Origin of the sequence: Hydrogenophaga sp., assembly GCF_050182545.1 — a bacterium.
Taxonomy (GTDB): Bacteria; Pseudomonadota; Gammaproteobacteria; order Burkholderiales; family Burkholderiaceae_C; genus Hydrogenophaga.
On the sequence record NZ_JBFXCD010000028.1, the window covers coordinates 1 to 13,968 of the forward strand.

The 13,968-nt window shown below is 64.5% G+C and carries 12 protein-coding genes and 2 pseudogenes; 7 read left to right on the top strand and 7 right to left on the bottom strand.

Translation table 11 applies throughout. From position 1 onward, the window contains the following. Nucleotides 1-91 (bottom strand): annotated as a pseudogene (locus AB7P10_RS19210) (IS6 family transposase); the annotation flags it as partial. Nucleotides 92-116: 25 nt separating this feature from the next. Here AB7P10_RS19210 and AB7P10_RS19215 point away from each other — a divergent pair. From AB7P10_RS19215 to AB7P10_RS19225, 3 genes are all read left to right on the top strand, one after another. Beyond that, nucleotides 117-437: a hypothetical protein gene (locus AB7P10_RS19215; protein ID WP_428295449.1), complete on the top strand. Its 321-nt coding sequence runs from the start codon at nucleotides 117-119 to the stop codon at nucleotides 435-437. Between the two features lie 88 nt (nucleotides 438-525). Beyond that, nucleotides 526-975, top strand: a complete 450-nt coding sequence (locus AB7P10_RS19220; protein WP_428295450.1) for a MarR family winged helix-turn-helix transcriptional regulator — start codon at nucleotides 526-528, stop codon at nucleotides 973-975. Nucleotides 976-1,036: 61 nt separating this feature from the next. After that, nucleotides 1,037-1,465, top strand: coding sequence for an organic hydroperoxide resistance protein (locus tag AB7P10_RS19225; protein WP_428295451.1), 429 nt, complete (start codon nucleotides 1,037-1,039; stop codon nucleotides 1,463-1,465). 89 nt (nucleotides 1,466-1,554) lie between these two features. On the opposite strand, the pseudogene AB7P10_RS19230 reads toward AB7P10_RS19225, so the two are convergent. From AB7P10_RS19230 to htpG, 6 genes and pseudogenes are all read right to left on the bottom strand, one after another. Then, nucleotides 1,555-1,896, bottom strand: a pseudogene (locus tag AB7P10_RS19230) (hypothetical protein); the annotation flags it as partial. An 88-nt stretch (nucleotides 1,897-1,984) separates the two neighbouring features. Next, complete coding sequence (locus AB7P10_RS19235; RefSeq protein WP_428295452.1) at nucleotides 1,985-2,941, bottom strand: response regulator; 957 nt, start codon at nucleotides 2,939-2,941, stop codon at nucleotides 1,985-1,987. Further along, nucleotides 2,938-4,149, bottom strand: a complete 1,212-nt coding sequence (locus AB7P10_RS19240; protein ID WP_428295453.1) for a hybrid sensor histidine kinase/response regulator — start codon at nucleotides 4,147-4,149, stop codon at nucleotides 2,938-2,940. Before AB7P10_RS19240 ends, AB7P10_RS19235 begins: the two co-directional genes overlap by 4 nt. Continuing rightward, nucleotides 4,146-5,483: a sensor histidine kinase gene (locus AB7P10_RS19245; RefSeq protein ID WP_428295454.1), complete on the bottom strand. Its 1,338-nt coding sequence runs from the start codon at nucleotides 5,481-5,483 to the stop codon at nucleotides 4,146-4,148. The genes AB7P10_RS19240 and AB7P10_RS19245 overlap by 4 nt, the downstream gene beginning before the upstream one ends. Further along, on the bottom strand, nucleotides 5,470-6,900 hold the full coding sequence (locus AB7P10_RS19250; protein ID WP_428295455.1) for a class I SAM-dependent methyltransferase: 1,431 nt from the start codon (nucleotides 6,898-6,900) through the stop codon (nucleotides 5,470-5,472). The genes AB7P10_RS19245 and AB7P10_RS19250 overlap by 14 nt, the downstream gene beginning before the upstream one ends. 115 nt (nucleotides 6,901-7,015) lie before the next feature. Beyond that, entirely contained in the window at nucleotides 7,016-8,962 is a 1,947-nt protein-coding gene (gene htpG / locus AB7P10_RS19255) for a molecular chaperone HtpG (protein ID WP_428295456.1), read from the bottom strand. 253 nt (nucleotides 8,963-9,215) lie between these two features. Here htpG and AB7P10_RS19260 point away from each other — a divergent pair, with 253 nt between their 5' ends. The 4 genes from AB7P10_RS19260 (at nucleotide 9,216) to AB7P10_RS19275 (ending at nucleotide 13,501) form a co-directional block, all read left to right on the top strand. Next, complete coding sequence (locus AB7P10_RS19260) at nucleotides 9,216-11,381, top strand: peptidase domain-containing ABC transporter (protein ID WP_428295457.1); 2,166 nt, start codon at nucleotides 9,216-9,218, stop codon at nucleotides 11,379-11,381. Between the two features lie 184 nt (nucleotides 11,382-11,565). Beyond that, complete coding sequence (locus tag AB7P10_RS19265) at nucleotides 11,566-11,832, top strand: hypothetical protein (protein WP_428295458.1); 267 nt, start codon at nucleotides 11,566-11,568, stop codon at nucleotides 11,830-11,832. Between the two features lie 503 nt (nucleotides 11,833-12,335). After that, entirely contained in the window at nucleotides 12,336-13,178 is an 843-nt protein-coding gene (locus AB7P10_RS19270) for a hypothetical protein (RefSeq protein ID WP_428295459.1), read from the top strand. Between the two features lie 8 nt (nucleotides 13,179-13,186). Then, complete coding sequence (locus AB7P10_RS19275; RefSeq protein WP_428295460.1) at nucleotides 13,187-13,501, top strand: hypothetical protein; 315 nt, start codon at nucleotides 13,187-13,189, stop codon at nucleotides 13,499-13,501. The last annotated feature ends 467 nt before the right edge of the window (nucleotides 13,502-13,968 follow it).

Consider the following 13,968-nt stretch of genomic DNA (forward strand, 5'->3'; position numbering starts at 1 on the left):
TCAGCTGGAACCGAAAGTACCAGCGTACCGCCTGGCTGATCACAGCCGCAGGAAATCTATGACCGTGATACGGAGACTTCGTCTTTTGCATCCAGCCAGCTTACGCCATCGGCAACGTGACAAAGCCGGAGGCACTGCTGTGGCGCCCGGCCCGCGCCGATCTGCTGGGCCTGGCCACGGCGCTGCACCGCCAGGGTGTTCGCACTCTGGATCTGGTGTTTTCGAACGGCATCGAGCCCTTGAGTGCGAAGGAGCGCCAGCGGCTGTGCGAACTCGGGTTTGGCCAGCCTGCGCGCGCGCCCGCTGCGCTGCCGGGTTGGGCCACCCGCGCTTCCTGGCCCGAACGCCTGGCTGCCTGGATGATTCGCACCGTGCTGGTTTCCATGCAACAGGTGGCCGCGGCACCCATCGATCCGGATCGACGGCAGGGAAAGTGAAGCGCCGGATCCGGGATACCCGCTTCGCCGGTATGGTTGCTCACTTTTTAATTGTGTGCAATTCAATTGATCGCTACATTACCAACCCATGAACACGCCACGCATCTCCAGCGACCAGGCCCTGCGGCTGGACCACCAGCTCTGCTTCGCGCTGTATTCGGCCTCGCTGGCCATGACCAAGCTCTACAAGCCCCTGCTCGACGAGCTTGGCCTGACCTACCCGCAGTACCTGGCGATGCTGGTGCTCTGGGAACGCGACGGCGTCACCGTCTCGGAACTGGGCGAGCGCCTGCACCTGGATTCGGGCACGCTCACGCCGCTGCTCAAACGCCTCGAAGCCGCCGAGCTGGTGACGCGCCTGCGCGACGTGCAGGACGAACGCCGCGTGCTGATCCGTCTCACCGCTGCGGGGCGCAAGCTCAAGACCCGCGCCGCGCGCATTCCTGGCTGCGTGCTGCAGGCCACCCAGTGCGAAGTGTCCGAGGTGCTGGCGCTGACGCGGCAGGTCCAGGCCTTGCGCGACCGCCTCAGTGCCTGACCTTCTCTTCTTCCCTCACCCCAACCGCTTTTCGCAAGCGTTCAACCCAAGGAGCCACACCATGCCCACCTCCCTCGACAAAGTTCTCTACACCGCCCGCGCGCACACCACCGGTGGCCGCGAAGGCGCCTCGCGCAGCGACGACGGCCTGCTCGACGTGAAGCTGAGCCCGCCCAAGGCCATGGGTGGCGCTGGCAACGCCACCAACCCCGAACAGCTGTTCGCGGCCGGCTATTCGGCCTGCTTCATGGGTGCGCTCAAGCACGTGGCCGGCATGAAGAAGGTGCCCGTGCCCGCCGATGCTTCGATCGACGCCGAGGTCGACATTGGCCCGATCCCGGCGGGCTTCGGCATCGCCGCGCGCCTGGCCGTGAGCCTGCCCGGCATGGACCGCGCCGTGGCGCAGGACCTGGTGAACACGGCCCACCAGGTGTGCCCCTACTCCAACGCCACGCGCGGCAACATCGACGTGACGATCACGCTGAAGTAAATCCCCGGCGCCAGCAAGAAGGCCCACCCGGTTTGCGCCGGGTGGGCCTTTGTTTTTTTCTTGCAGCGTCCGGTGGATCAGTTGCGCTCGTGCGGGTCGTGGATCACCGTGCTTGTGCCCACACCCACCCCGACGCGTGCATTGCTGTTGCCCACGCCGGTGCTCACGCCCACGCCAGCCCCGGCGCTGACCTGGCCACGCTGGTTCACGCCCACGCCCACACCCACGGGACCCACCCCGGTGCTCACGCCAGCGTTCACCCCGCCCGAGCCCACCCCCACGCCAATGGAAAAAGGCCCGACGGGAATGCCGACACCCACGCCCACCCCCACGGACGAGCAGCCCGCGAACAGGGTGGTCGCGGCCACGAGCAAGGCAGCCCGTGCGCCGATGGCGAAACGGCTTGAAGGGGATGTGGCAGCGCAGGTCATGGTCGGGCCCGGATGGAAAACAGAAGCCTATTGTGAGCGCTTACCGGCCCGAAAGTGCCCCGTTCTTGCGCACTGTTTCATCACGGGCTCAGGCCATGGCCCGGCCGACGCGCTCGATGGCGTCGGCCAGCCAGTCGGGCCGCAGCGCCGCCGCGGGCGCTGCCTGCACGGTCCAGGCGCCCTCCACCGCATCCACCTGGGCCAGGCCCGCCTGCCAGAGCAGCCAGGCCAGCCAGGCACACTGCGCCGCCTCGGGCATGTCGCCCGCCTTCGCGCTCAGCAGTGCGGTCAGCAGCGCGCCATCGGTGAGGCGCACGCGGTCACCCTGCAATTCGGAACCGGTGGCCTGGGCGAGCACGGCGAGTGCGCCGGCACCATCGCGCCGGGGTCCGAACTCGCGCAGCCAGTGGCGCAGGTGGGTGGCGATCGCCACGCCACGCCGCGCCTCGGCCTGCATCAGGTCGGCGTGCTCCCAGTGGTGCCAGTCCACGGCGGGCTCGGCACAGTCGGACAGCTGCGCGGCCTGGGCAAAGCGGTACAGCGCCTGCTCGTGCCCATCTTCATGAACCGCGGCGCCCAACACCACCAACCCCGCCAGCCGGTTGGCCAGCAACTGGCTTTGCTGGGCCAGCAGCTTGTCGCGCATCAGACCGTCACGCTCGCCGCGCAGTTCGGCCAGTTCCAGAGCGTTCTTCAGGTCGGCCCGAAGACTCTCCAGTTCCCAGGGCTTGTTGATGTAGCGGTAGATCTCGCCGGTGTTGATCGCCTCGATCGCGTCGCCCAGCTCGGAATAGGCGGTGGTCAGCATGCGCACGACGCCGGGGTAGAAGTCGCGCGCATGGCGCAGCAACTCGTTGCCGTAGGCGCCGGGCATGCGCTGGTCGCACACCAGCACCGCAATCTCGGCACCGTGTTCGGCCAGCACCGCCTTGCCCTCCTCCACCGAACCGGCCGTGAGCACGGGCGCCATGGGGGTGACCAGGCGCTCGAAGTACTTCAGGGCCATGGCCTCGTCGTCGACGTACAGAATTTTCACGGGCTTCACGGCTTCTCCTGATCAGGTGTTCTTGTTTGTCGGGTGGAGGGGAAATAGAGCGAGATGGTGGCGCCGCGGCCGGCCTCGGAGCGCACCAGGATGGAGCCACCCAGAGAGGTCATCACGCGCCGGCAGAAGATGAGACCCATGCCGCTGCCACCCGCATGGGCGCGGGTGGTCGTGGGTTCGAAGGTGAGGCGCTTGAGCACGTCGGGCGGGATGCCGGGCCCGTTGTCGCTCACGTGGATGACCGCCTGTTCGGGCAAGCCCGGTGTGGGCGACTCGAGCCCCAGACCGATGTGCACACTGGGCCGCCGGGGTGGATCGGGGCGCAGGGCCAGCAGGGCATTCTTCACCAGCGTGCACAGCACGAGGTACAGCAGGTCGCGCCGCCCGGGCAGCACAAAGTCGGCCGAAACATCGCTCGTGAGCCAGCGCGCCTCGTCGTTGTCGAACGGGAACTCGTCGCGCACGGCCTGCACCAGCTGGCTGGCGCGCAGGGTGGGCGATGTGTCGGGCTGGTAGGCGTCGCGCGCGGTCTGCACGAAGGTCGACACCAGCGATTGCGCGTACTCCGCGCGGCGCTGCGCCGCCTCGATCATGAACAGCACCTCGCCCGGTTTCTGCTCCTGGATGCGCGCGTCGCCGCTGCCATCCGCCGGCGCGTCGCGGTGCCGCTCTCGCATGGCCGAGAGGTAGCCCTGGACCGTGGCCAGCGGCGTGGTGACCTCGTGGGCCAGAAAACCCAGGGTCTCGCGCAGGGTGGCCGCGCGCCGTTCCAGCAGGGCGCGCTCACGCGCTCGCTCCCGGCTGGCGGCCAGCGCCTCGCGCAGCACCTGGCGCGTGAGCGCCTCGTCCAGCGGCTTCTCGAGGATCTTCTCCACCTGGCCCTGGTTCACGGCCGACATGGCCACGTCCTTGTCGGCGTAGGCCGAGACCAGCAGGCGCCCAATGTGCGGGTAGGTCTGGCGCACCTCGCCCAGCAACGACACGCCATCGCGCGTGGGCATCGCGTAGTCGGTCAGCAGCACGGCGACCTCAGCGCCGCGCTGGGTCAGCAAGGCCAGCGCCTCGTCAACGCCCTGCGCCGTGAGCACGACGAATTCGTCGCCATAGAGCCGCGCAAACCATTTGCAGGCCTGCGGTTCGTCGTCCACCATCAAGATGGCGTGGGCGCCCAGCGGGCCATGTGTCACTCCGGTCGGTTCGGTGTTCATGGTGGCGTGGGCCTCGGCAGGTCAAAGGTGAATTCGGTCCAGCTGCCCTGTTCGCTCTCCACGGCCAGGGTGCCGCCATGGCGCTGCACGATGCCGTAGCTCACGCTCAGGCCCAGGCCCAGGCCGGCTCCGACGTCGCGCGTGGTGAAGAAGGGCTCGAACACGCGCTCCATGTTCTCCGGCGCAATGCCCATGCCGTTGTCGCGCACGGACACGCACAGGCGCTCGGCGCAGGGCGCGAGGCGCACCTCGATGCGGGGCTTGTCGCGCTTGGCCGCCTGCATCGCGTGTGCGGCGTTGCTGAACAGGTTGATCAACACGCCGATGATGGCCGGCTCGTCGCCCATCACGTGCGTGTCTTGCGGCATGTCGACCTCGACCTCAACGCCCTTGAGTTCATGGCCGGCCAGCCGCAGCGCCGACCGCACGGCGTTCTCCAGCAGGAACAGGCGCAGCCCGTCCTGGCCGGGTTTCTGGTAGGCGAAGGTCTTGAGGTCGGTGACGATGTTCTGGATGCGCTGCATGCCCTCGCGCGCGTCCACCAGACTCTCCTTGAGCATGGCGTCGGACTCGGTGGCGGGCGATGTCAGGCCCATGTTGATCGCCATCAGGCTGTAGTTCACCGGGTTGTTGAGTTCGTGCAGCAGGCCGGCAGACAGCGTGCCGATGGCGGCCATCTTCTCGCGCTGCAGCAGCTGGCCCTTGACTTCGGCCAGCGTGGCATTGATCTCGCGCAGCGACGCATTCTTCTCCGACACCTCGTGCTGCAACTGGAACAGCCTCAGTCGAGCCTTCTCGTTGAACCAGGTACAGACTGCGCTGGCTCCAGCCGAAAACAGGATGAACAACGAATTGGTGATCATCCGTGGCACGTTGTCCCCAATGTCAGGGTGCAGGGCGCATGCCACGATGTACAGCAAGAGCGTGAGCGCGCCGAACCCGATGCCCTCGAAAAAGGTGATCGGCAGGATGATGCCGACCGCGTACAGCGCGAGATGCAGGCCCACGAAATAGATCGACTGCGCGCCGTCGGTCTGGTGGATCATGACCGCGATCATGATCTGCGGCAGCAGCAGCCAGAGCATGGTCAGCGAGCGAACCTGCACGCGCCCGAAGTCGGTGAACAGCACGCGCAGGATGCCCAGCGTGAGCAGCACCACCAGCACACGCATCAGCGTGAACTCCAGCAGGCGCTCCGGATAGGTGAAGTAGTCCAGCCCGAAACCCGCCAGCACCAGGACGATGGACGTGATGCTGCCCGCCTTGCTGTAGGTCAGGCGAAAGTCCGAGAGCTGCTGCTCGTAGGGCGAGCTCGACCGGTCAGCCGTTTTCAAGCGCCATCGCTTTCAGGTTCGCGTTGACCACCACCTCCGCGAAGATGTTCACGCCAGTGGCGTCGGTGTACATCGTCGCGGGCGCGTTCACCTCCTCCATCACCGCGGCCATCTGCGCCTCGTTGCGGTAGATCAGGTGCCATTCCAGCAGGTGTTCCATGCCATAGCGCTCAGGGTTGTCCGAATGCACGTTGGTGACCAGCAGGTTGGCGCCCGGATTGCTGCGCGACATGAAATAGCGGATCAGTCGCGAGCAGACCTTGTCGGAGAGGTAGTCGAACAGGCCCGCGCAGTAGATGTAGTCAAAGCCCTCGCCATCGCGAGGCGCCGTGTCGCGGGTGGCGCGCTTGAGCAGTTCGTGCACCGATTCCTGCACGTACTCCACGTGCACCTTCACCTTGTGCTGCTGCGCCACCTCTTCGATCTTCTGGCGCGTGTAGTTCAGCGTCTCCAGGCTGAAGTCGATGAGGGTGAACTGAAGGCGCGAGAGGTCCTCGCCCGAGGCGATGAGTTTCTGGATTTCCACGCCCGGTCCGCAACCGACATTGAGGATGCGCATGGGCCGCCCTTTCTCGGCGGCGCTGGCCACGGCCTTGCGGAGAAAGTTGACCAGGATGTCGATGCGGTTGCGGTGCGCCACGGCCACCGCCGCGCGCAGGAACATCGCGTTGACCAGCTGGATGTAGGTGCTGCTGCCCTGGCGCGGGTCCCCCAGAATCTGGTTGACCATTTCGTAGTCACCCGCATACCCGAGCGGCTTGGCAAAGGTGCGGTAGACAAAGGGCGCGCGCAGCACCAGCGGGTGCAGTGCGGTCTGGGCAAAGGCCCGGTGCAGCAGCGAGTCTTCCTCCGGCAACTGGGAGGCCTCGTCCTCCAGGCGCACCAGGAATGCCTTGCCCTTGATCATCAGGGGTTCGGCGATGGCGCCGAACACCTCGTCGGTGAGGCGGCCGTCGGCCTGGCGCGGCAACGAGTCGACCAGGTCGGCCTGGTCGATCCAGCGCGCGGTTTCCGACAGGAAGGCGCGGAACTCGCTGATGGTGACCTGGTAGCTCTGCCGGATCTTGAAGCGCGACTCCCAGTCGGCCACGAAACGCGCCGCCTCGTCGCGCACCTGACCCACGTCGCCCCGAATCGCGTTGAGGTCCGACCACTCGTCGATCAGCGCCACCGAGATCACCGCCATCAGGCCGGTGTTGAGCAAGCTGACCACCACCGCCTTGCCCTTGTAGATGATGCGGTCGCCCGATCGGATCGTCAGCTCGTTGAGCACCTCGCTGACCTGGACGATGGAGTAAGGGTTGTAGATCTCCATCACCAGCGAGCGGCGCTGCAGGCTCGTCAGGGTGCCACGCGCGCTCTCGCCCTGGCTGTTGCGAAAGGTGACGACGTGGTCGAAGGGGCGCTGTAGGTACACGTTGAAGCCGGTGGATCAAATGAACAGGGCAGGTGCCTGGCACTGCCCCTTGAAGAACTCCCCGGCCCAGAGTGTAGTCAACCGCCTGGGGGCGGCCGGGCGGACGGGACCGCTGTCAAATCAGCAGCGCGTTGACCCTTTTCACGTAGGCCGCCGGATCCTCGGGCAAGCCACCTTCGGCCAGCAGCGCCTGGTCGAACAGGATGTGCGCCAGGTCGTCGAAATGCGCGCTGCCGTCGAGCTTCTTCACCAGCTCGTGCTCGGCGTTCACCTCGAGGATGGGGCGCACCTCGGGCGCGGGCTGGCCGGCCTGCTTGAGCATGCGCGCGAGTTGTGTGGAGTAGTCGCCGTCCTCCACCACCAGGCAGGCAGGCGAGTCCACCAGGCGCGAGGTCACGCGCACGTCCTTGGCCTTGTCCTTGAGGCTTTCCTTCAGGCGCTCCAGCACCGGCTTGAAGGTCTCGGCGGCGGCCTCGGCGGCCTTCTTCTCTTCCTCGTCCTGCAGCGCGCCCAGGTCGACCGCGCCCTTGGCCACGCTTTGCATCGGGGTGCCGTCGAACTCGGTGAGGAAGGACAGGGCCCACTCGTCCACGCGATCGGTCATCAGCAGCACCTCGATGCCCTTCTTGCGGAACACCTCCAGTTGAGGACTGTTCTGCGCGGCGGCTCGGTTGTCGGCGGTGATGTAGTAGATCGCCTGCTGGCCTTCCTTCATGCGCGCCTTGTAGTCGGCCAGCGACGTGAGGTCGGTGGCCTGCGTGCTCGCAAAGCGCAGCAGCTTCGCGATCTTGTCGCGGTTGGCGAAGTCCTCACCCAGGCCTTCCTTGAGCACGGCGCCGAATTCGGCGTAGAACTTCGTGTACTTGCCCACGTCCTTGTCGGCGGCGGCCTTGTCCTCGGCCGACACCACGTCGGTCACGCCGTCGGCGGCCTGCGTGGCCTCGGGGGCCTTGTCCTTCTTCGCCAGTTCTTCGAGCATGGCCAGCACGCGGCGGGTGTTGCCCTCGCGGATCGCTTTCACGTCGCGGCTTTCCTGCAGCAGCTCGCGGCTCACGTTGAGCGGCAGGTCGGCCGAATCCACCACACCCTTGACCCAGCGCAGGTACGCGGGCATCAGCGCCTCGGCCTCGTCCATGATGAAGACACGCTTGACGTAGAGCTTGATGCCGGCCTTGCGGTCACGGTTCCAGAGGTCGTGCGGGGCCTTGGCCGGGATGTAGAGCAGCTGCGTGTATTCGGTGCTGCCCTCGACACGGTTGTGGCTCCAGGTCAGCGGGGCCTCCATGTCGTAGCTCAGGTTCTTGTAGAACTCGGCGTACTGCGCCTCGCTCACATCCTTCTTGTTGCGGGCCCACAAGGCGTTGGCCGAGTTCACGGCTTCCCATTCGTCCTTGAGCACCTGCTCGCTCTTCTCGGCGTCCCACTCTTCCTTCTGCATCAGGATGGGCAGGCTGATGTGGTCGGAGTACCGGGCGATGATGGACTTGAGCTTCCACCGGTCGAGGTAGTCGCTGGCGTCGTCGCGCAGGTGCAGGATCACGCTCGTGCCACGTGCCGGGCGTTCGATCGTCTCGACCTCGAAATCGCCCGTGCCACCGCTGACCCAGCGCACACCCTCGGCCGCCGGCAGGCCGGCGCGGCGCGACTCGACGGTGATCTTGTCGGCCACGATGAAGCCCGAATAGAAGCCCACGCCGAACTGGCCGATGAGCTGGGCGTCCTGCTTCTGGTCGCCACTGAGACGGCTCATGAAATCCTTGGTGCCGCTCTTGGCGATGGTGCCCAGGTGGTCGATCGCCTCCTGCGCGCTCATGCCGATGCCGTTGTCGGTGATGGTGATGGTCTTTGCTTCGCGGTCGAAGGCCACACGCACTTCCAGGTTGGGCGCGTCCTCGAACAGCGCCGCGTTGTTCAGGGCCTCGAAGCGCAGCTTGTCGCAGGCGTCCGACGCGTTGGACACCAGCTCGCGCAGGAAGATGTCGGGGTTGGAGTACAGCGAATGCGTGACGAGGTGCAGCAGCTGCGCCACCTCGGCCTGGAAGGACAGGGTTTGTTTGCTCATGGGAATCGGCTGACTTGAAACAGGGGGGAAAGGACGCGCCTGCGAGCGCGGCGCGAGGCGGAATTATGGGCTGATCGCTTGCTTTCAAGCGCCCGCTGTGCGTCGACGGGCACGCCCACGTTGCCCAGGTGCCGGCCTTGAAAACGCACTGCTGCAAGAAAACTACTCCATCAGGGGTATTTGCTGACGACCGTTCGCCCTCTAGCCTCACCCGGTTTTGCGCCCGCGCGGCGTGCCAGGAGAGGGAGCGGATTTGTCGTCATCACAAGACGTGGGGCTCAGGCGCGGCCTGGCCACGGAGCATGCCATCTGGCTGCTGGGCAGCCTGGCAAGCCTGCACCGCAAGCCCTTTGACGCCGACCTGCTGGTCAAGCGGTTCGCGCCGCCCTGGGACTTGCCCACCCTGATGGAAGCCCTGGCCGGCCTCGGGCTCAAGGCGGGGGCTGTGGCCTGGCCCGATGCCCGGCACCCCGTCCCACCCCTGCCGGCGGTGGCTTTCGCGCGAGACGCCGTGGATGGCAGCAGCGACGTACCGCTGCTCGTGGCCGGCCGCGCAGACGGGCAACTCGGGCTGTTTCGCCCGGGCGAGCCCCCACACGATCTGGACGACTTCCACAGCCTGCGCGACAGCGTCGAGCCATGGCTCCTGCTCTGCATGGCGCAAGACCCCGCAGCCCCGGTGGGACCCGATGAAGAGGGCTGCGCACAGACCGCGGCGCCCCACGACGGCCCGGCCAGTCAGGGGAAACGCCAGGCCTTCGGCTTTTCCTGGTTCGTTCCCGAGCTCTTGCGCCACCGCCGCCTGTGGCGCGACGTGCTGCTGGCCAGCCTGGCCATCCAGCTCGTGGGTCTGGCCACACCGCTCTTCACCCAGGTGATCATCGACAAAGTGATCGCTCACCACAGCGTGAGCACCCTCTGGGTGCTGGGCGTGGCGCTGGTGGTTTTCATGCTCTTCACCAGCACCATGAGCTGGCTGCGGCAATACCTGGTGCTGCACACCGGCAGCCGCATGGACGCGGTGCTGGGCGAGCAGGTGATGCGCCACCTGCTGCGCCTGCCCCTGCCCTACTTCGAAGCCCGCCCCACCGGCACCCTGGTGGCGCGCCTGCAGGGGGTGGAGACGCTGCGCGAGTTCGTCTCGGGCGCCGCCGTCACACTGCTGCTGGACCTGCCCTTCCTGTTCATCTTCCTGGCGGTGATGTTCTGGTACAGCTGGGTGTTGACGCTGGTGGCGGTGGGGTTGCTGCTGCTCATCGTGGCAGTGAGCCTGGTCATGGTGCCCGTGTTTCGCCAGCGGCTGGACCGCCAGTTTCTGCTGGGCGCGCGCAACCAGGCGTTTCTGACCGAATACCTCTCGGGCATGGCCACGGTCAAGGCCTTGCAGATGGAGCCCGACGTGGACAAGCGCTACGGCACTTGCCTGGCGCAGTACCTGCAGGCCGGCTTTGCCACGCGCCAGGTAGGCAACACCTACCAGGTGAGTGCGTCGGCGCTGGAACAGACCATGACCCTGGCCATCCTGATCGTGGGCGCGTGGACCGTGATGCACAGCGAGGCCTTCACCGTGGGCATGCTGGTGGCGTTCCAGATGTTCGCCAGCCGCCTGTCGCAGCCACTGATGCGACTGGTCGGCCTGTGGCAGGAGTTTCAGCAGGCCAGCATCGCCGTCAAACGCCTGGCCGACGTGCTGGACATGCCCACCGAACCAGTCAGCCTGGTGCCGCAGCGCGCGCCTGGTGGTACCGGCCGTATCGACGTGCAGGACCTGGGCTTTCGCTACAGCGAGCGCCACCCCTGGCTGTACCAGGGTCTGAACCTCGCGCTGCCACCCGGGCAGCTCACCGTGCTGATGGGCCCGTCGGGCTGCGGCAAGAGCACCCTGGCCAAGCTGCTGCTGGGTTTTCACCTGCCCGAGCAGGGCCGAATCACCATCGACGGTCGCGACATCCGCCACCTGCCAGCCAACGAACTGCGCGCGCACTTCGGTGTGGTGCCTCAAGAGACAGTGCTGTTTTCCGGCACCGTGCTCGACAACCTGCTCATGGCGCACCCCCATGCCCGCTTTGAGGACGCCGTGGCCGCCTGCCGCGCCGCCGAAATTCACCACGTCATCGAGCAATTATCCCAAGGCTACCAGACCGAGATCGGCGAACGCGGAACCGGGCTATCCGGCGGCCAACGCCAGCGCATCGCGATTGCCCGCGCGCTGCTCAAGCGGCCCAAGGTGCTGATTTTTGATGAGGCGGTGTCCAACCTGGATCAGGAAACGGCTGAGCTGTTTGCGCAAACGATCAATCGATTGAAAGGCAAGGCGACGATGGTTTTTATTACGCATCAAGTCCCGAAGGGGTTGGCGGTGGACGGGGTAATCCGATTGAGCACGAACGCTCGGGGTTTTCCTGCAGCGAAGACATAAACCGAAACGCGATCAGCGGAATCCACATGAATCAAGAGCACTCATCCTCGGCCTTCAGTTCGAGTTGCCTACCCGCTCGATCTACGACTGCTTGGTGCAGACCACCCCCATACAGAGCCTATCTGAGGCAGGGAACCATCCTCCAAAGGCCTCGTGGGGGAGCCTGCCCACCGAGTGGCTGGACGTGCCTGCCGACATTGCCGCCCTGCCCGATGCGCAGGGCTATGGCCGGGTGCGCGATCTGCACCAGGCCATGGACATAGTTACCGCGATCGATGCCAAAACTACCGATGCATTTATGAGCACCTCCTCTTCTTCAGCCTCCAATTCACGCAAGTGCCAGAAACGCCCAAACGATAGGTATCGCGAACAAATCGGCGACTGCATCACGCCTCCATTCAGGCGAATCCAATCAAAGAAAAGAGGTCACAGGAAGGTGGATATCCCATGAACGAACAGAAGTTTTTTCTGCAACTGCACCTTGAGCTATTTTTTCTTGGCTTGATCTGCATCGCCTATATAGTGATTCGATACATAGTTATTCGCCGACCGATAACCCATCGAGAGTTCGAAACATGGTTTCTCGGTGCGGCGGCCGTTTTCGTTGTGGCAGCAGTCATATATCTAATGAAATTTTATTAAGGAGTATTCATGGCACTTCCAGCAGCAGTAGGTTTCGTATTGAATGCCATTTCAAATCTCGTCGCCGGCGTTCCAGTGGTTTTAACTAGAGTCTCTGTAGGAGTCTGGGCAGCCAAATCTGCCGATGAACTTGAATCAGGTCTTATTTATTTGCCGAAAAATGATCCGGCAAGAATCGCAGCAGAACGCGAGTTAATTGAAAAATTCATGCGGGAAGTTCTACCCTTGACGACCGAGCAATCGGATTTCGAGAGGCCTATTGAGCAAATCAAACGCCAACTCCAATCCGCCGCCCAGGTCCCCTCGCCCATCGTGCTGGACTTGGACGGCAACGGTGTTCAGACCGTTTCGCTGTCGAACGGTGTGTTCTTCGACCACGGCGCCGATGGTTTTGCCGAGCGCAGCGGCTGGGTGGCGCCCGGCGACGGGCTGCTGGTGTGGGACCGCGATGCCAACGCCAGCATCGACTCCGGCCGCGAACTCTTTGGCGCCGAGACGCTGCTGCCCGACGGCACGCGCGCCGTCAATGGCTTTGAGGCGCTGCGCGCGCTGGACACCAACGCCGATGGCGTGATCGACGCCAGCGACCCGGTGTTTGCCCAGTTGCGGGTGTGGGTGGACGCCAGCAGCGACGGGCGCAGCGGCGCGGGCGAGCTGCTCACGCTGCAAGAAGCCGGGGTGCGCAGCATCAACCTGACCTACACCAACAGCAGCCACGTCGACGCCCAGGGCAACGCCCACCGGCAGGTCGGCAGTTACACCACCTCAGAAGGCGAAGTGCGCAGCGCCACCGACGTCTGGGTGCAGACCAACCCCACGCAGAGCCTGCCCACCGAGTGGCTGGACGTGCCCGCCGACATTGCCGCCCTGCCCGATGCGCAGGGTTATGGCCTGGTGCGCGATCTGCACCAGGCCATGGCGGCCGATGCGAGCGGCGAGCTTCAGGCGCTGGTGCAGGCCTTCACGCAGGCGCAGACGCCGCAGGAGCGCGACGAGCTGTTGACCGAGCTCATCTACCACTGGGCGGGCGTGCAGGACGTGGACCCTTACAGCCGTGCGTCGCGTTCCGGCTACGGCAACGTCATTGGCGATGCGCGCCGGCTCAATTTCACACAGATAAGACGGCCATCCAATCGATTCATCGCAATACACTGAAATTGACCATGCTTGATTTCATTCTCTCCAATTTGGGCGCACTCAGACTGGCGCTCCTATTGATCATTATTCTATGGGCCTCGATGAGGTTCGGCATCAGCTTTGATTTTGCAGGCAAAGGATGTAATGCCTCCGAAGTTCGTGCTGAACTGAAAGAGCAAATCCACGGCCTCGGTGACTTATCAGTGAGCGGAGCAATCAAGAGTCCATTCAGGTTACTAGCGATTGTCTTTTTTTCTATTTGGCTCGCCGTGGACCGAATGCCGTGGCTTTATTGCTTGTTTTTCGCTCTGACACTTCTGCCACTATTTAATCAACCTTGAAGGAGGAAGCCCAATATGAAATGCAGCGATCGCAACAACAACGAGGATACGCCAGCAATCCTCATGTACACCAATCAGTCCGGGACTGCCTCAATGGTATTGTCTGCCAGTAGCAAAGTTTTGCCCCCTGCGGGTGCCGCATTTGCCCAGGGACTGGGCCTAGGACTTGCCGCGAACTTCCGTATTCCAGCCGGAATTGCTGCTGGACTTTCTGCGGCAATAAATAGTCAACCCACCAATTCAACGATTGGCGGCATCAGCTTCAATCGTGAGGCGCTTGCGTTGACGGGCGGACTGGTTCAAATCTTGGCACTTGCCGCCGGCATCGCCGGGGTTGCAATAGGTCCATTAGGGTGGGCGGCAATCATCGCAGCGGGTGGTCTTAATGCCCTCGCTTCGCCGGATCTTCAAGCGTTGCTATTTGAGTACACCGGGGTCGATATTTCGAAGACTCGGAAAATCAACTG